Annotated in this window: 19 protein-coding genes and 1 tRNA gene; 10 read left to right on the top strand and 10 right to left on the bottom strand. The window is 43.8% G+C overall.

Annotated features, from left to right (window positions below; genetic code table 11):
* Positions 1-22: 22 nt before the first annotated feature.
* The 7 genes from ABXS75_02365 to ABXS75_02335 all read right to left on the bottom strand — a co-directional run bounded on the left by ABXS75_02365 (position 23) and on the right by ABXS75_02335 (position 7,782).
* On the bottom strand, positions 23-1,027 hold the full coding sequence (locus ABXS75_02365; GenBank protein ID XCP85664.1) for an ABC transporter ATP-binding protein: 1,005 nt from the start codon (positions 1,025-1,027) through the stop codon (positions 23-25).
* The gene (locus ABXS75_02360) at positions 1,020-1,997 is read right to left on the bottom strand and encodes an ABC transporter ATP-binding protein (GenBank protein XCP85663.1); all 978 of its coding nucleotides are present in this window, start codon (positions 1,995-1,997) and stop codon (positions 1,020-1,022) included. Before ABXS75_02360 ends, ABXS75_02365 begins: the two co-directional genes overlap by 8 nt.
* Positions 1,998-2,001: 4 nt before the next feature.
* Positions 2,002-2,856: an ABC transporter permease gene (locus ABXS75_02355; protein XCP85662.1), complete on the bottom strand. Its 855-nt coding sequence runs from the start codon at positions 2,854-2,856 to the stop codon at positions 2,002-2,004.
* Between the two features lie 10 nt (positions 2,857-2,866).
* Complete coding sequence (locus ABXS75_02350) at positions 2,867-3,832, bottom strand: ABC transporter permease (GenBank protein ID XCP85661.1); 966 nt, start codon at positions 3,830-3,832, stop codon at positions 2,867-2,869.
* A gap of 427 nt (positions 3,833-4,259) precedes the next feature.
* The gene (iadA, locus tag ABXS75_02345; GenBank protein ID XCP85660.1) at positions 4,260-5,408 is read right to left on the bottom strand and encodes a beta-aspartyl-peptidase; all 1,149 of its coding nucleotides are present in this window, start codon (positions 5,406-5,408) and stop codon (positions 4,260-4,262) included.
* Between the two features lie 29 nt (positions 5,409-5,437).
* Positions 5,438-5,593, bottom strand: a complete 156-nt coding sequence (locus ABXS75_02340; protein XCP85659.1) for a hypothetical protein — start codon at positions 5,591-5,593, stop codon at positions 5,438-5,440.
* Between the two features lie 101 nt (positions 5,594-5,694).
* Positions 5,695-7,782 (bottom strand): penicillin-binding transpeptidase domain-containing protein, encoded by a 2,088-nt coding sequence (locus ABXS75_02335; protein ID XCP85658.1) that lies wholly within the window; start codon positions 7,780-7,782, stop codon positions 5,695-5,697.
* Positions 7,783-7,997: 215 nt separating this feature from the next.
* On the opposite strand from ABXS75_02335, the gene ABXS75_02330 reads away from it, so the two are divergent.
* The gene (locus ABXS75_02330; GenBank protein XCP85657.1) at positions 7,998-8,228 is read left to right on the top strand and encodes a hypothetical protein; all 231 of its coding nucleotides are present in this window, start codon (positions 7,998-8,000) and stop codon (positions 8,226-8,228) included.
* A gap of 138 nt (positions 8,229-8,366) precedes the next feature.
* Here the strand turns inward: ABXS75_02330 and ABXS75_02325 are convergent, their stop codons facing one another.
* The 3 genes from ABXS75_02325 to ABXS75_02315 are packed head-to-tail and all read right to left on the bottom strand — an operon-like array spanning position 8,367 to position 10,481.
* Entirely contained in the window at positions 8,367-9,317 is a 951-nt protein-coding gene (locus ABXS75_02325; protein ID XCP85656.1) for an ROK family protein, read from the bottom strand.
* The gene (locus ABXS75_02320) at positions 9,310-10,023 is read right to left on the bottom strand and encodes an N-acetylmannosamine-6-phosphate 2-epimerase (protein XCP85655.1); all 714 of its coding nucleotides are present in this window, start codon (positions 10,021-10,023) and stop codon (positions 9,310-9,312) included. The genes ABXS75_02325 and ABXS75_02320 overlap by 8 nt, the downstream gene beginning before the upstream one ends.
* Positions 10,024-10,025: 2 nt before the next feature.
* On the bottom strand, positions 10,026-10,481 hold the full coding sequence (locus ABXS75_02315; GenBank protein XCP85654.1) for a YhcH/YjgK/YiaL family protein: 456 nt from the start codon (positions 10,479-10,481) through the stop codon (positions 10,026-10,028).
* A 277-nt stretch (positions 10,482-10,758) separates the two neighbouring features.
* On the opposite strand from ABXS75_02315, the gene ABXS75_02310 reads away from it, so the two are divergent.
* The 9 genes from ABXS75_02310 to ABXS75_02270 all read left to right on the top strand — a co-directional run bounded on the left by ABXS75_02310 (position 10,759) and on the right by ABXS75_02270 (position 18,165).
* The gene (locus ABXS75_02310; GenBank protein XCP85653.1) at positions 10,759-11,625 is read left to right on the top strand and encodes a helix-turn-helix domain-containing protein; all 867 of its coding nucleotides are present in this window, start codon (positions 10,759-10,761) and stop codon (positions 11,623-11,625) included.
* Positions 11,626-11,889: 264 nt separating this feature from the next.
* Positions 11,890-13,230, top strand: a complete 1,341-nt coding sequence (locus tag ABXS75_02305; GenBank protein XCP85652.1) for an extracellular solute-binding protein — start codon at positions 11,890-11,892, stop codon at positions 13,228-13,230.
* A 67-nt stretch (positions 13,231-13,297) separates the two neighbouring features.
* Entirely contained in the window at positions 13,298-14,182 is an 885-nt protein-coding gene (locus ABXS75_02300; protein ID XCP85651.1) for a sugar ABC transporter permease, read from the top strand.
* On the top strand, positions 14,183-15,019 hold the full coding sequence (locus ABXS75_02295) for a carbohydrate ABC transporter permease (GenBank protein ID XCP85650.1): 837 nt from the start codon (positions 14,183-14,185) through the stop codon (positions 15,017-15,019).
* Positions 15,020-15,040: 21 nt separating this feature from the next.
* Positions 15,041-16,144, top strand: coding sequence for a Gfo/Idh/MocA family oxidoreductase (locus tag ABXS75_02290; protein XCP85649.1), 1,104 nt, complete (start codon positions 15,041-15,043; stop codon positions 16,142-16,144).
* 18 nt (positions 16,145-16,162) lie between these two features.
* Entirely contained in the window at positions 16,163-17,074 is a 912-nt protein-coding gene (locus ABXS75_02285; GenBank protein ID XCP85648.1) for a dihydrodipicolinate synthase family protein, read from the top strand.
* A 178-nt stretch (positions 17,075-17,252) separates the two neighbouring features.
* Positions 17,253-17,323, top strand: a tRNA-Gly gene (locus tag ABXS75_02280).
* 125 nt (positions 17,324-17,448) lie between these two features.
* Positions 17,449-17,934: a GAF domain-containing protein gene (locus ABXS75_02275; protein XCP85647.1), complete on the top strand. Its 486-nt coding sequence runs from the start codon at positions 17,449-17,451 to the stop codon at positions 17,932-17,934.
* 84 nt (positions 17,935-18,018) lie between these two features.
* Positions 18,019-18,165: a hypothetical protein gene (locus ABXS75_02270; GenBank protein XCP85646.1), complete on the top strand. Its 147-nt coding sequence runs from the start codon at positions 18,019-18,021 to the stop codon at positions 18,163-18,165.
* Positions 18,166-18,249: the final 84 nt, after the last annotated feature.

Here is an 18,249-nt window from a genome sequence, read left to right as displayed (position 1 = left end):
CCTGCTTAGTACAGCATAAGTTCTACTTTCCCTGTCTCATACAGGTGTACCAGTGTCCGTTTTCAAGTTCGATCTTCTCCGGATAACTGCCCATACATTTGTCGCAGGCGTATCGGCATCTCGGTGCAAAATAGCAGCCCGGTCCCGGATTCAGCGGTGTGGGCGGCTCACCTTCTATGGCGATACTCTCACTTTTCTCCTCTGGATCAATGGACGCACAGTTTGAGATCAGTGCCTGTGTATACGGGTGCTGCGGATTCTTGATAACATCGTCCGCTTTTCCATATTCCACAATCCTCCCCAGATACATAACAGCAATATTATCGGAAATATATCTGGTCAACGCGATGTCATGGCTGATGAACATAACCGCCGTGTTCTCATTACGGCTCAGATCAATCAGCATATTGATGATATCTGCGCGGACAGACACATCCAGCATGGATACCGGCTCATCCGCGATGATAAACTTCGGTTTCAGGAACATAGAACGAATAATGGAGATTCTCTGAAGCTGTCCTCCGGAAAGCTCATGCGGATACCGGCTCATAATATCCTCGGCCGGACGAAGTCCGCCAGCCTCCAGAGCTTCCATACACATCTTCTTCCGTTCCTCGTCATTGCTTCCTATCTTATAGTTCTTCAGAGGGCGAATCAGAATCTTCTCAATCGTGTCTCTCGGCGTAAAAGTATCAAACGGGTTCTGGAATACGATTTGTACCGTGCTTCGGAAATCCTTCGGATTCTTCTTAAGCATTTCCTTAGTGGATACTCCGTTGATAAAACAATCGCCTCTCGTGGGCTGCTCCAGTCTCGTCAGTATCTTGCCCAGTGTGGATTTACCACAGCCGGACTCACCGATCACGCCCAGAATCTCGCCTTCTTTGATCTCAAGGCTCACTCCGTCTACGGCCTTGATCCAGTCCTTCCCCTTTTCTTTTTTCTGTTTATGTGAGGCCTTATCTGTACCATGGTATGGATACCACATAGCCACGTCATCTACTGAAATAAATGCTTTATCACTCATTTGCCGTTCCCCCTTTGTACATGATACATTTCACCATACGGCCGTCTTCCATCATGACTTCCTCAGGTTTTTTCTTGCGGCATTCATCGGTGGCTTTCGGACATCTGGGTGCAAAAACACAGCCTTCACATTTCTTTGAAAGGTCAGGCAAAAAGCCCGGAATCGCACTCAGCTTTGTATTCTCCCCTTTCAGAGACGGGAAAGAAGCCAAAAGTCCCTGGGTGTACGGATGCATCGGATGTTTGAAGATATCCTTCACATAACCGATCTCCATAAATTCTCCGGCATACATAACCGCTACTTTATTACAGGAAGCTGCCACTACCGACATATCATGGGTGATCATGATACGGGTCATATCCAGCTCCTTTTCCATCTGTACAACTTCCTCCAGGATCTGTCCCTGGGTAACTACATCAAGTGCCGTCGTAGCCTCGTCAAAAATCACCAGCTTCGGATTATGAAGAAGGCTAATGGCGATCGCTACCCTCTGCAGCATTCCGCCTGACATCTCATGCGGATACAGGTGATAGACCCGCTCCGGAAGATTTACCAGTTTCAGCAGATATATCATCCTCTTCTCAATCTCTTCCTTTGTAGCATGCGGTTCATGCACGTGGTAAATGTCTTCTACCTGAGTACTGATTCTGTGCACCGGACTCAGCGCATTCATCGCCTTCTGGAATACGACAGATATACCGCTCCACCGAAGTTCGTTCATCTCTTCCTGTGTCAGCGTAAGCAGATTCTTGCCTTCAAATTCGGCCACTCCGTCAATCATCGTCGCCTTCTCATTGTGAAGTCTCAGAAGCGCCATCGCCAGGGTGGATTTACCCGATCCGGATTCCCCCACGATTCCCATGGAGTCTCCTTTATATATGGAGAACGAGGCATTTCTCACTGCATAAACCGATTTCTTTTTATTTCGATATGTAACATTTACATCTTTCAGTTTTAAAATCTCTTCCATACCGTTATTCCCTTCCATTCATATGTTTCGGATTCAGCACATGATTGAGTCCATCACCGAGCAAATAAAATACCAGAACTGTCAAAACAATCGCGATACCTGCAAATACGGAAATCCACCACGCGGTAGTAATATACTGTTTGCCTGTATAGATCATCTGACCCCAACTGATAATTCCGGGATCGCCAAGTCCCAGGAAGGAAAGCCCTGCCTCTGTCAGGATCGCATTGGACATTCCCATAGTAGTATTTGCGATTACCGGGAAAATGCCGTTTGGAATGATGTATTTAAACAAAATCTGAAACTTTGTCTCGCCCATAGCCGTAGCACTTTTAACGAAGGTTCTCTCCCTGAGGGATAATGCCTGCGCCCTCATAAGCTTCGCATTGCTGGGCCAGGTAGTAATTCCAATTACGACCATTACGTTATACAGACTGTTGCCGAACAGCGCAATAACCAAAAGAATCAGGAAAAAGCTAGGCAGCATCATGAACACGTTAATAATCTCAGATATCACTGTATCCACTTTCCCTCCGAAGAAACCTGCCACGCCGCCGATAAGCACGCCCAGGATTCCTGAGATCAAAGCGGAAATTACCGCTACCTGGACAGAAGTCCTCACGCCATATACCACCATGCTGTAAATATCCTGTCCCATGTGGTTGGTCCCCAGGATATGTCCCCTCTCGCCTAAACCTACCAAAACATCTTTACCAAAATGATACGGATTCTCCGTAGCGACCACCGGCGCCAGAACGATGAGAAGCAACAAAAGCAAAATACCGATAACTCCGGCAAATAACTGCCCGTCTCCGGTGATCGTTTTCCACAGTTTTTTAAATGAATATTTTTTCTCCATATTTCCACCTCTACTCGTACCGGATTCTCGGATCTAACATTGCATATACAATGTCCACGATCAGCATTACGACAGCGACGGAAATCGACATGATCAGATAAATTCCCATCAGCGTCGGGTAGTCTCTCTGCGTGATCGCAGTCATTACCAGCCGGCCCATACCCGGCCAGGCAAATACGATCTCAATCAGAGTAACTCCGGTGATCAGATATGCCATTGAAATACCGAAAATGGTAACTGTCGGCAGAATCGCATTCCGGAATATGTATTTGTTGAAGATCTTCTTCTCACTCATTCCTGTTGCACGAAATGTAGTGATAAAATCTTCATTGGTTACCTGAAGTACAGACGACTTTGCAATTCTGAAGTACTGCGGCAGAAGCACAAGGGTAAGTGTAAGTACCGGCAGGAACATATGCTTCAGTACGTCCACCACATACGCCATTCCCGTATAGCCTGCCCTGGTGTCCGAGAACCCGTATGACGGGAACCAGCCCAAAAGGGAGGAGAAAAGGATGATCAGCATAAGGCCCAGCCAGAATGCCGGCATGGAGTTGAACGTGTACGAAGCGCCCGACACCACCACGTCGTAGGCGCTGCCTTCATGTCTGGCAGCTAAAATTCCCAGAACCGTTCCGATGATCGCCGCCAGAAGCGCCGATGACAACCCCAGCATAACAGTGGCTCCCACCTTCTCTCCGATCATCTCGGAAACCGGACGATTATAAATAATAGACGTCCCTAAATCGCCTGTTGCAGCAGTTTTTAAGTAGCTCACAAACTGTACCGGCAGTGGCTTATTCAGCCCATATTTTTCCTCCAACGCCTCCCTCAGTTCCTGGTTGTTGACATCCTTGCCCACCAAAGTTGAAATGGGATCTCCGGGAGCCATCTTGATGATGACAAAATTTAGTGCAAACACTATAATTACTGTCAATATACCTGTGAAAATTCTTCGTAATACAAACCGTTTCACATGCATCCCTCCTATTGCTTTTTTCTATATGTCTCTCAAATTTTATATTATTCATTATATTGTCTTCCTATATAGCTGTCAATATTTAATCGCTTTTTTTGTCGTTTTTATAACATTTGCTATATTTTATCAAAATTAATAGTTTTTTACAGAATAGTTTGTCTATAATCTGTAATTATCTCATTTGATATAGTTTTATCAACTATTCCATTTTTTTGAATTGAATGTCCTTATCATATACCCTGAAGCTTTCATATGCCGAGATGAATGTCCACCGGACATTCACTTAGGCATGCTTGGCAACCGAGATGAACGTCCACTGGACGTTCACTTAGGCATGCTTGGCAACGCAAAAAGAGACATACGCTCAAATAAGCGCATATCTCCTTTGACATTCCCTAATACACTATTTTGTTCCTATTTCTTTTTATAACTTCTCATACGTCCCCGCCCGGCAAAGCTGGCCATTTTCCATCATGATCTGCCCTTTCGCGATCACCGTATCAATTCCCATTGTCCGCTCCAGTATCACCACATCGGCATCTGCGCTAGGCCGGATACATCCTTTCTTCGGGTAGACCTCTATCGACTTCGCCACATTGGAGGTCACATAGGTAAGAGCCTCTTCCAGTGAAAGCCCTTTCTTCTGCACCAGTTCTTTCAGTTCCAGATAAATTGCATCCATCCCGGAATACCCGATTTCCAGCAGATTCCCCGCATCATCATACTTCGACCAACTCCCGTGTCCGTCCGAGCTGATCGTGATATGATCTGCCGGCAGCCCCCGTTTCCGCGCCTCCATGATACAGTCCGAAACAGCCGTCTGCCCCGTCATGCCACAGGTGTAATCCACACAGCCGCCCATTTCCAGCAAACAATAACTCTCCTCCACAAGCTGACTGTTACGATTCAAATGTGTCGGGTGGAATATTTTTGCCGGGATCGCGGTCCCCTCAAGCGCCTCAAAGACCGGCGCCAGTCCGTTTTTCGCATCTCCCATGTGAAGCTCCACATATCCACCCTTGCCGCTTAGCATACCCGCCACTCTTGCATCGCTTGCCAGGCGGATCAATTCTTCGTTTGAAATATTCGGCGCTCGGTGATCAGAAAGCGCCAGTTTTACTCCGATCACCTCCTGTATCAAAACAATATCCCGATAAACACTTCCCGTAAGGGTCGGGCTTGGATATCCGTATGCTCCTGTGAGCATATACGCCGTGATTCCTTCCTCGTTCAGCGCCTTCGTCTTCGCCAGAAGATTCTCTGTACTTCTCGTCACGCTGTCCGTTCCCAAAAGCCCCACTACCGTCGTGATTCCTGCCGTAATCATTTCCGACATCTGCATCTCAGGAGTCCGGGTGTGGAAACTCCCCTCCCCGCCGCCTCCGGTGATATGAACATGCTTGTCGATCAGACCTGGAATCAATACCTTTCCTGTGCCGTCGATCACACGGCACTGCCCCGGCACCGCCTCGATCCTGTCCTCCACCAATTCAATCTGCCCTCCGCAAAGCAGCACGTCCTTCCTGCCCTTATACTTTGGCGCATATACTTCAATATTCTTGATTAAAATCATATTCCACTCTCTCCTTACGATAAAGCTCTTTATTTTTCTCTATAATCCGCATAAGAATCTTTCAGCGGCATTTCCGGCTTCACCTCTCTATCGAACCGCACTTCATAATTGTCCATATATTCCACCATCTCCCCCTGTTCGTCATAAAGCTCGTATCCGATCACAATTCCTGTCTCATAATCCACTTCCACGCCGAAGGATGATAAGGTGGTTCCTTTCCAGTCAAATGAGCCTCCGCATACCCCCTGTATATTTTTATATTTCTAAATCATGAAAAATATGGTTTCTATCTTCCTTCATAAGATGCCACAATACCTTGCACCTTCTTTGCAACATAATGACTGCCGCCTTTCCTGCTCACATCCTCCATAAGCCCTACAACAGCAATCGGCTTCTTGCAATCTTCCGTCGTCTCGCAAATGAACCAGCCACGCTCCACACCACCGGATTCACTCTGGCTGGACTTCATCTCGGCCGTCCCGGTCTTCCCAAGCAATGTTACATCTGAGATTCTCACATCCGCTCCCTGCGAACTTTCAGCCACCTGAATCAGATCCCTTTTCAAAATCTCCGCAGCCTCCGGCGTGATCGCCTGTTCTTTCCACACACTTCCCTCACTGCCTTCCTCATATAAAAGAGTCGGCCCTATCATATTCCCCCCATTCACAAATGCCGAATAGACGGATAACATGTGCAAAGGATTTACCAGAAGCTGCCCCTGTCCATATCCGGTGTCCGCAAGCTGAATATCCGAATCGATCTTGCCGTCCTCGCCAAAAGAAGATGCCTTCAGCCCCAGTTCAAACGGAACCTTCTCTCCAAATCCCAGCTTCACAAGCCCTTCCGTCAATGTATCCGCGCCCATCGCCAGTGCCTGCCTCGCGAAATAAATATTGTCCGAGTAAATCAACGCATTTTCCAGATTCACATTTTTTCCATATCCTGTCAAGGTCGTCACAAAATAATTCCCCCATCCTGAATCCTTCTGCCAGGAAAGGCCTACATCTCCCAGATTCTCCTCCGGATCGATCTTCCCCGTGCTAAGTCCGATTGCCGCAGTAACCGGCTTGAAGGTGGAACCCGGCACCCACGTTCCGGCATACCGATTATGAAGCGGCTGGCCTTCCGAATCATTCAGCTCGTCCCATCGCCTCTGGGAAATACCGAAAATAAATTCATTCGGGTCATACCCCGGAGTACTCACCATTGCCAATACTTCGCCATTTTTGGGGTTCATAGCCACTACGGCTCCCGGTTCGTCCTTCCACTCTTCATAGATCAGCTTCTGCAAAGAAGCATCGATCGTGAGGTACACATCTTCGCCGCCATTTGCTTCCTGAGACGCAATCGTCTCCACTACCTGACCATTTTCGTCCTCAATGTTGATCACCGCACCGTCAGACGCCCGCAATTTTTCCTCAAACGCCAGTTCCAGCCCGGACTTCCCTACCACACCCTCCGTTGTATAACCTTCTCCTTCTCTCTCCTCCAACTCCTCTGCCGTAATCGGCCGCACATACCCGGTTAAATGTCCCGCCGCCTGGCCCAGCGGATAAACCCTGTCCTCAGCACTATTAATCAAAACCCCTGGAATTTCAAGAAGTTTATCCTGCTTTGCCTCATCATCCTGTGCAATTTTCTTAAGTGGAACAAAGGTATCATCCTTTACATAAGAAGCACTTAACTTTTTATCAATACTCTCCTCATTCATATCCAGGATTTCCGCCACCTGTTTGATGGCAGCCTCCCGGTCTTCACTCATTTTCCCCGGAACCAGTCCCACCTCGCTGACCGCCCCCTGTGACGCCAGAATCGTACCGTTCCTGTCATAAATCTTTCCGCGAAGGGCCTTCGCCGTCTCCACCCGCACCTTCATATTGTCCGCAAGAGACGGAAAAATCTGTGTAGAATCCCACCTGATCTGATACTTTCCGTCCTCTCCTTTTACAAGCTCCATCTGATTGTCAAACTCAATCCTGCCGGCCAGCGTGTCCATAGAAGTATGGTAAGTCACTACTTCCGTATCCCTATAAGACGACTTCCTGTCTTTTGGCAATGTTACCTTGATGTTCGCCGCCTCGATTCCCTCGTAAATGTTCTGATTCCGTGAAATAAATTTTTCTTTTTTAGTCCGTTTTTGCGAATCCGGGCTCAGAAGTTCATACATCTTTTCATATTTTTTTTCGGAAAGAAGAGAGAAATATTTTGTCAAAGCATCTTCTGGTGTAGGCCGGTCTTTTCTATAACTCCAAATCATGAAAACAATTTCTGCGCAGACCACGATCCCCATGAAAATAATCGCAGCGATCAACCATTTACGCTTACTGCCTGTTCTTCTCTCAGCCCCGGCATTTGCACCCTTTTTATGTTTCATACTCTCCCTCCTACTAATCTGTACTTTCACCCAGTATATCATATCCCGGTTATTTCTGTTACTGTTACTTCATACTTTTATTTCATTAGTACATTTATTGAAATATAGAAGACAATATGATAGAATGCTTTTGCGAAAAGCAACCATAATATGAAGTTAAATACCAGACACACTCTATTTAACTTCCAAAGAATTCAAAAAAGGAGAATCACCACATGCGAAGAATGGAATTCAAAATGGAACGTCCCGGACTCCTGGAAATAGGGCAGAAAGTGGAAGTGACCGAAGGTGTCCTGCCGAGTTCTTATTACTACACAATCGAACCAAGTCTCGCCATGAGTGGGAATTATAGGACCTTAGAGCGTCTCAAGTCTACTTCCGGCACCGTAGTGGACATTTCCAGAACCCCGCAGGGATATTATGTAACGGCAGAATTTGACGAATAATTTTGCTGACCTAAGCTGGCTTTTGAAAAAGCTGTTGCACCCAAAACGCAACAGCTTTTACTACTCTTTCTTCTATAGCTATGCCAGCGACATGCATCTTAAAGCCCGCTTTTGTAAGCTCCCTTCCTTCCAAATGTTCTAAGATAAGGATTGAATCAAGTAATATACTGCACCGGTGATTCCGGCATTATTGCCAAGAATTGCGGCCCGGAGGGTAAGGTTATTTCTAAAATTCGGCATTACGTTTTTCATAACCTCTTTCCGCAGCTTTGCAACAAACAATTCTTCCTGCACGCTGACACCGCCTCCTACGACAATCAGTTCTGGATTGAATATATGAACCAGACTGACAATTCCTGCAGCTATATCCTGTATCCACAGATTTACAATATGTGCAACTGCTTCGTTGCCATTTTTGATGGATTTAAAAATGCTCCTGCCATTTACAGGATGATTATCGAGGTAACCAGGGTCAGTCATTTCATAATATCTGCTTACAGCTTTGATTAAAGCAGTCATGGACGCATATTGTTCAAAGCATCCCCGGTTTCCACAGGTACACCCGGTGCCTTCTTTATGAATGGAAAAATGCCCCAGTTCCCCACCAAATCCTGCCTGTCCCAGTAAAATCTGGTTATTCACAATGATGCCCCCGCCAAGTCCGGTACCGATAGTAAGAACAATAACATCCCTGGCATTCTTTGCACTCCCGACCCATTTTTCGCCGAGAGCAACACAATTAGCATCATTGACGACTGTAACCGGTAGATGATATCTCTGTGTAAACGCCTCTTTTAAGTTGGTTCCATCCCAATTACGGATATTTCCTCCGCTGCCTGCCACGATTCCTTTTTTTGTGTCAATCTGTCCGGTTGCAGAAAGTCCAATGCCACAAAGTTCACCGGGCTTTATATTGTTTTCTTCCAAAAAATTTTCCGTTACTTTTAAGACCGTCTCCAGAATCGGGGTCCGGTAGTTATCAAAAGAAACCGGAGCCTGACAGAAAAAAGAAATCTCCCCGGCTTCATTCACAATTCCCATTTTCACGGCAGTCCCGCCAATATCGATTCCCAGGTATTTATTATTCATGATGGTATTCCTTAATTCTATTTATAAAACGGGTTGCAATTTCAAGCGGGCGCGTTATGGCTCCGCCTACAACAACGGCATAGGCGCCGGCTTCAAACATCTGTACCGCCTCTTCGGGGGTGTGTACCTTTCCTTCTGCAATTACCGGAATATCCAAATCTGCAGAAAGTCTGCGAACCAGTTCCGTATCAGGCCCATCTGTTTTAGGGGAATCCTCTGTATAACCACTCAAGGTTGTTCCTACGAAGTCAACCCCACACTTCCATGCGTTTATACCCTCTTCATAGGTAGAGATATCAGCCATAAGAACAATATCCGGATATTTTTCCTTAATTTGCAGAAGAAATTGATTGATTGTACTTCCATCGCCACGACGACGCATGGTACAGTCAAGAGCCACAATATCGGCATCTGCGGCGACAAGTTCGTCAACCTCCCTCATAGTCGGAGTTATGTAAGAGTCATACCCTTCATAATTGATTTTAATAATACCGATAACAGGCAGACCAGTTTCTTCCTTTATCGCTTTGACATCGCGGATGCTGCTGGTTCTGATACATGCTGAACCAGCCTCTTTAGCAGCTCTTGCCATTAGATACATAATAGATTTTTCAGACACATACAGGGGCTCTCCCGGTAATGCCTGGCAGGATACAATAAGCTGTCCCTTTATTCGATTTAATATTTCACTTTTTGAATGTTTCACAATTATCCCTCCATTTTAATTTTAAATACTATTTTTTCGACTTCTGCCGGCTTTTCTTTCATTATTGCTACCTTATGGGCATCGGTTGGGAAACAGACCATAAACTGACCCGGTTTCAGTTCATAATATCCGTCTGCATTCCCTTTTAAAAATTCGATGTCTTTTTCCGGTACATATGGAATTGTAGTAGTTAATGAACAGATATCAGCTGTTGCAATTTTTTCTATACCTTTTACAATAAAATGCAGATCAATATAGTTGCGGTGCGCCTCATAGAGGCACTGTTCCTCAGGCTTTGATATAAAGATAACCGAACTACAGAATAACCTGTCTCCGTTAAGGAAAACTTTTGGAGCAGGAAGCTCCAGGTCCGGCAGGCTGTCAAGATACTCCAACGCCTGATACAAAGCAGGAAAATACTTATAATTTTCTTTATTTTTTAAAGAATCATAAATCATAGAAGCCTCCTCAAATCAGATTAAAATATGGTGTTGTAGTATCGCCCTCCATTCCTCTGTTAATGAAGAGCAGATTTGGTTCTTTAAAATAGGCCGTTAATTCCCAGTATACATCGTTGTTTTCTAGCATTTCTTCACCTCCTTATATTTTGCGTTCATTATATTCTATAAGGATGGAAAAAAAAATGCGCGCGAACCCTAAAAATAGCACAATACACTTGCAATATGTAAAAAATAGAAGATATAATATAGGTAAATACATATTAGGAGGCGAAAAATGAGCAGTGTTGTTGACAATGTCAGATTTAATTTTTTATATATCGACACCTATTCATTTGGAAGAAACTGGGTTTTCCCGGAAAGCATGATTCCATATAATCTGCTGCGTTATATAGAATCAGGTACTGGAACATTCTTTATTGATGACGAAGAATTTACCGTTTATAAGAATCAAATTGTGTACATTCCCAGAGGAAGCAAATTATCCTGCTATGCAATAGAGGACAATTTTTCATTTACCAGTATCCGTTTTACTACATCCGTATATTTCGAAGGAGGAGATTTTCTTTCAGATTACTATGGAATTCAGAAGGTAATGGACTGCAGGGAAGTAAAGACATATTTTGAACAGATATATCACTGGGTAAAGGAAGACAGTCCGGCAAAAATGTATTTCGTGAGGGGATATCTTGAGATTTTAATTGGAACATTAATTTCTAAAATGAATATAACCGATAATTGCGGAAAAGAAACAAAACACAGCAGTGATGAGTATAACCTTGAAAAAATCCGGCAGCGGATACGGAAAGTCAGCAATAAAGTCGATTCACGGATTCAGTTCGTGATGGATTATATCACGTTGCATCCGTCAGAAAAATATACCCCGCAGCGTATGGCTGATATGGCAGAACTGAGCAAGCAAAGATTCAGCTGTCTGTTTAAGGAGCAGGTTGGAAAATCACCGATGCTGTACATTAAGGAGCTTAAGCTGACAATGGCTGCGAGAAAATTATTAGTGTGTAATGAGACAGTTAGTGAAATTGCCTATGAGGTTGGGTATGAAGATCCGAACTATTTCATCAGAGAATTTAAGGCAGCTTTTGGATATACCCCAAACCAATACCGGAAAGCCGCGAAGGATTAGGTGCCACAGATTTCAAGTGTATTGTGCTATAAATGGAGTTTATAAAATGTTTAATCATATAAAATGAGAAGGGCGTATGTCTGTATTTAACGGATTACGCCTCTATTTTTTTGTTTTTATACGGAAAAGGGGAAAAACAAAAAGTTTATATTACAAGCGTAATGTGCTATTATTGAGATTTCTTACCGTAGAACTGCACAAAAAAATATCGTAGAATTTACTTCAACAAAGCAAATACAACAAAAAATGTGAAGGAGGTATTTTATGAAAAAGCGAGTGTTGAGTGTTTTGTTGGCAGCGCTTATGGTGGCATCTATGGCGGTGGGATGTGGAAATAATTCTGCTGGCAAAACCGAGAATGGTTCAGGCAAAGACGGGAAACTGGAAGGGGAGATCACATTCTGGCATTCCTTTACACAGGGACCACGAATGGAGGTCATTCAGGCAGCTGCCGACAAGTTCATGAAGGAAAACCCGGATGTGAAAATTACGATTGAGACATTTTCCTGGGGAGATTTTTACACAAAGTGGACAACCGGACTGGCAGCCGGAAACGTTCCGGATATGAGTACAGCACTACCGGGACATGTTGTTGAAATGATGGATGCTGAGGCTATTATCCCGGTCGATGATGTTGTTGATGATATCGGAAGAGACCGTTTTGCAGAAGCAGCATTATCAGAAGGAGAACGGGATGGCAAATGCTATTCCCTGCCATTGTATTCGCATGCACAGGTAATGTGGTACAGAAAAGATCTTCTCGAAAAGGCTAACCTTGAAGTTCCTGAAACATGGGAAGAATTCGCAGAAGCTGCAAAAACCCTGACAAAGGATGGTGTATATGGTTGTTCATTCCCCTGTGGATCCGGCGACCTGATGGCGACAAGGTTTCTTAACTTCTATGTAAGAAGCGGCGGCGGAAGCTTACTGACAGATGATTTAAAAGCAGACCTGACAAGTGATCTGGCAATTGAAGGTATTAACTACTGGCTGGATATTTATGAGAATTGTTCTCCGAAGGATTCTGTAAATTATGCAGTACTTGACCAGGCCAACCTTTTCTACCAGGGAAAAACAGCATTTGACTTTAACAGTGGTTTCCATATCTCAGGCGTAGAAACCAACTCACCGGATCTGGTAGACTCTATCGACTGTGCTCCACTTCCAAGAATCAATGCGGACGACCCGGTCTATGGCGCGGAAACATCTAATATTCCTATGGTAGTATGGGCAAATTCTGAACACCCGGAAATCTGTAAGGCATTTATTAAGACACTGTACGAGACAGATACATATACTGATTTTCTGGCGGCCACACCTGTAGGAATGCTTCCGTCCATTACAGGTATTTCTGATACAGAGAAATATCAGTCCAATGAGACCGTACAGAAATTCTCAAATGCGGAGCAGGTTATTTCAGAGGCAGTAGGACTTTCAGCAGCAATCGGATTCGAACATGGTCCAAGCGTAGAAGCCGGTTTACTGACATCTCAGGGTATCATAGAAGAAATGTTCCAGGACATTATCACTAATGGTACAGACGTGAAAACTGCGGCTAAAGCTGCTGAAGATAAATTGAATGAAGTGTTTGCTTCTGTTCAATAATATTTTTAAAGGCTGCCCCATATTGGGCATAATGGGGCAGCCTTTCTAAGAAAGGTGGAAGTCGCGAGTGAAAACAAAAAAAATTGACTATGGCAGATGGCTTTTGGTGTTACCAGCTCTGATTGTTGTTGGAATGCTTCTGGTTTATCCAATTTTTTCAAGCCTTTACTACAGTCTTACATCGAAACATCTGATAAAAGCTACCTATGATTTTGTCGGACTGGGCAATTATCAGAGTGTATTAACTGATCCGAATTTTTATAAGGCATTTATTACCTCTATTTTATGGACGGTTGCTTCTCTTCTCGGACAGATTTTTGTGGGGTTTACAGCCGCGCTGGCATTGAACCGGGTTAAACGTCTGAAAGGCGTATACCGAATTTTAATGATTATCCCCTGGGCATTTCCTTCGATTGTAATTGCATTGTCCTGGAAATGGATCCTCAACGGCGTTTCTGGTTTTCTGCCAAATGTGCTGTATAAATCAGGTCTGGCAGCAGAACTGCCACAGTTCCTGAGTAGCAGCAGCCTGGTCTTTGGGACACTTATTTTCATCAATGTATGGTTCGGAGCGCCGATGATTATGGTAAATGTTTTATCTGCATTGCAAACCATACCTCAGGATCAGTATGAAGCAGCACAGATTGACGGCGCCAGCAAATTGCAGCAATTTCTGTACATTACCGTTCCGCATATTAAAGTAGTGGTTGGTCTCCTTGTTGTTCTGAGAACAATCTGGGTATTCAATAACTTTGATATTATTTATCTGATTACCGGCGGCGGACCGGCAAATGCAACGACAACGGTTCCAATCTATGCATATAATATGGGCTGGGGAACAAAACTGCTTGGCCGTTCATCAGCAGTTACGGTACTGCTACTGGCATTTCTTCTTATTGTATGCTTCATATACTTTAAGATTATTGGGAAATGGGAAAAGGAGGATAAGTAGATGTCCGGAAAATTAAAGGAAAAAATCGGCAATGGTTTTTGTCATTTGTATTTGACTATCCTGTCAATTATAGCAGCATTTCCATTGCTATGGGTTCTTCTTTCTTCTGTAAAATCCTCAAGGGATCTGACTTCTAATCCCACGTCCATTTTCCCGAAGGAATTTACACTAGATCATTTCAGAAATGTTATTGAAACACTGGGATTTACAAAAAACATCGCAAACAGTTTAATCATAGCGCTCTGTACAACTGTAATTGCAATTGTAATTTCTTCTCTGGCTGCTTATGGGATAGTAAGATTCTTTCCAAAATTCGGAAATATTATGTCACGCGCACTGGTTACAACATATATGTTTCCGCCGATACTTCTGGCTATCCCGTATACACTGGTTATGGCAAAGATGGGATTAACAAATACCCGCATAGGTCTTGTGATCGTTTATCTGTCATTCAGTGTTCCGTATGCAGTATGGATGCTGATTGGGTTTTTTAAAACCGTGCCAATTGGTATTGAGGAAGCGGCCCGTGTTGATGGCGCAAATAAAATGGTTATATTTGTAAGAATCGTATTACCTCTGGTAGCACCCGGAATTGTTGCGACTGCTATTTATACTTTTATCAATGCATGGAATGAATTCCTGTATTCCCTGATTCTGATAAACAGTACGGATTTGATGACAGTCTCGGTAGCGCTGCGGTCTTTACAGGGAGCAGAGATTCTTGACTGGGGCAGTATGATGGCTGCTTCAACACTTGTGGTTATTCCATCAGTAATATTCTTTATGTTTATCCAGAAATATATTGCCGGTGGTATGACAGAAGGTTCAGTAAAATAAAAATTTGGAGGAAATTTCAGAATGAAAAATATTGGTTACGCGGTAGTTGGTACAGGTTATTTTGGAGCAGAGCTTGGACGAATTATGAAGGAACAGGACGGAGCGGAAATTATTGCGGTGTATGACCCTGAAAACGCACCAAAGATTGCAGAGGAACTGGGATGCGATGTGGAAACAGATTTGGATACACTATTTGGCCGCGATGATGTAAATGCTGTGATCGTTGCCTCTCCAAATTACTTACATAAAGAACCAGTTATTAAAGCTGCTGAGCATGGTGTACATGTATTTTGCGAAAAACCGATTGCGTTGTCTTATGCAGATTGCGACGCAATGGTAAAAGCATGTGAGAAGCATGGTGTAACATTTATGGCTGGACATGTCATGAACTTTTTCCGTGGTGTCAGACACGCCAAGAAACTGATTAATGAAGGTGTGATTGGCGACGTATTATATTGCCATTCTGCCAGAAATGGCTGGGAAGAACCGCAGGAATCCATCAGCTGGAAGAAAATACGCGCAAAATCCGGTGGACATTTATATCATCACATTCATGAACTGGATTGCATTCAGTTCATTATGGGCGAACCTGAAACAGTAACCATGATGGGTGGAAATGTTGCACACAGAGGAGAACAGTTTGGAGATGAGGATGATATGTTATTTATCAGTCTGGAATTTCCAAACAAAAAGTTTGCAGTTCTTGAATATGGTTCTGCATTCCACTGGCCAGAGCATTATGTCCTGATTCAGGGAACGAAAGGCGCAATCCGCATTGATATGGCAAATGTAGGAATGACTGTAAAAACAGAGAATGGCGAAGAGCACTTTCTGGTCCATGAAACAAAAGAAGAAGACGATGACCGTACACGCATCTACCATGGTACAGAAATGGATGGCGCTATTATGTACGGAAAGCCCGGCAAAAAGCCGCCAATGTGGCTGCATAGCATCATGAAGAATGAAATGAGGTACTTCAATGAAATTATGCACGGAGCGACTATTAACGAAGAATTCCGGCCATTATTAAACGGTTCTGCAGCACGGGCAGCAATAGCAACTGCAGACGCACTTACTTTATCCATCAAAGAAAACAGAAAAGTAAAGGTCTCTGAAATAAAATAACTGGAGTGAAAACAGACTATGAAAAATCTTGAAAAATATAAAGGAATTATCCCTGCGTTTTATGCCTGCTACAATGATGATGGAAGTATCAGTCGTGAAAGGACTATGGAATTTACACGCCATCTGATTAACAAAGGTGTTAAAGGACTGTATGTATGCGGCTCCTCGGGCGAGTGTATCTATCAAAGTAAAGAAGAAAGAAAGACTATCCTGGAAAGTGTAATGCAGGAAGCAAAAGGAAAAATTACAATTATTGCGCATGTTGGCTGTAACAATACTGCAGACAGTATGGAATTAGCTGCACATGCCGAGAGTATGGGAGTGGATGCAATTGCATCAATTCCACCGATTTATTTTCATCTTCCAGACCATGCAATTGCAGAATACTGGAATGATATTAGTTCGGCAGCTCCAAATACAGATTTCATTATTTATAATATTCCCCAGCTTGCAGGAGTAGCGCTGAACCTGTCCCTTTATCGCGAAATGCTGAAAAATCCGAGAGTCATTGGCGTAAAAAATTCTTCTGTATCCGTTCAGGATATCCAAATGTTCAAGGATGTTAAAGGTGACGAATGCGTTGTATTTAACGGCCCTGATGAACAGCTCGTAAGCGGACTTGCAATCGGTGCAGATGGTGGAATTGGCGGCACATATGCTGTTATGCCAGAGCTTTATCTGAAAATAAAAGAACTAACAGATGCCGGTGAAATAAGTAAGGCAAGAGAAATTCAGAATGATGCTGACAGAATTATCTATGAAATGTGTGTATGTCACGGCAACCTGTACGCAGTAATGAAGGAAATACTGAAAGAACAGGGACTGAATCTTGGCGGAGTCCGAAAACCATTGCCACCGGTAATTGAACAGGATTTTTTACACATTGAAAAATGCAAAAAAATGATTAAAGAGGCGATTAGCAGAATATAAAAAGGCTGAGAAAGGACCAAAGATTGCTTTGGTTCTTTCTCTTTCTACCAGGATAACTGTGCTGGAGTAAATTTTCCTCCCTAATGGAGGAGTGGAATTTAAAATTTCATTTTTCAGACGAATAATTTTTCTCATTCTTCCCTTGCATTTTTTTGTTCAAGTGGTATACTGGAAACATGCAGGTATAGTTTATCGGTAGAATGCTAGCTTCCCAAGCTGGAGAGGGGGGTTCGACTCCCCTTACCTGCTCTTATATTTCTATCTTATTTTTGATGACTCACGGAATGTGCTGGTCATCTTTTTTAATACATTCCCTATGAAAGACAAAAAACATTTTTCACACAACAAAAATACAAATAAGGAGCTATCAGACCATGAAATTTACCCCCACGACCTACCCTACCGACAAAAAACAACTCTACCGCCTGTTAAAGACCCAACTTCAGGGCCTCATCGACGGCATTCCCTATACGCTCTCCAACCTTGCCAATGCCTCCGCACTGCTTTATCAGGCACTTCCTAATATCAACTGGGCAGGATTCTACCTCATAGAAGACGGCAGACTTATTCTTGGCCCCTTCCAGGGAAAGCCCGCCTGTGTCAAAATCGAGATTGGAAAAGGCGTATGCGGCACCGCCGTATCCCTTGACGAAATCATGCTGGTCAAAAACGTCCACGAATTTCCCGGACATATTGCCTGCGACTCGGCTTCCAACTCCGAGATTGTCATTCCTCTTCATGCAAACGGAAAGATCATCGGCGTCCTGGACATCGACAGCCCGATTCTCTCCCGATTTGATGAAGAAGATCGGGCAGGACTGCTGACATTTACGCAAATATTAGAGCAAAGCATTAGATAAGTCCTATTTATGGTACACCTCTTCTGATAAGATAGGTTCATGCAAAAAAACGAACCGTCATTTATCAGATTGGAGGAATGAATCATGAAGACTTTTTTAAATAGTAATGCATTTATCATTTTATGGGGAGCCGCCCTTTTACTTTACTGGCCGGCAGGTGTAGTCCTTTCCATCATCGGGCTTCTGGGAGGGAACACAAAACCTGTCCGCCGGGAAGAAAAATGGACCTAACCCATTCCTCTCACGTATTCTATAAAATTCTCCATAGACACTCGTGATAGATTCCAGTATAATAGAAGCACGTTTATCAAAAAA

Origin of the sequence: Roseburia hominis, assembly GCA_040702975.1 — a bacterium.
GTDB lineage: Bacteria > Bacillota > Clostridia > Lachnospirales > Lachnospiraceae > Allocoprococcus > Allocoprococcus hominis_A.
This window is presented reverse-complemented; position numbering and strand designations above follow the sequence as displayed.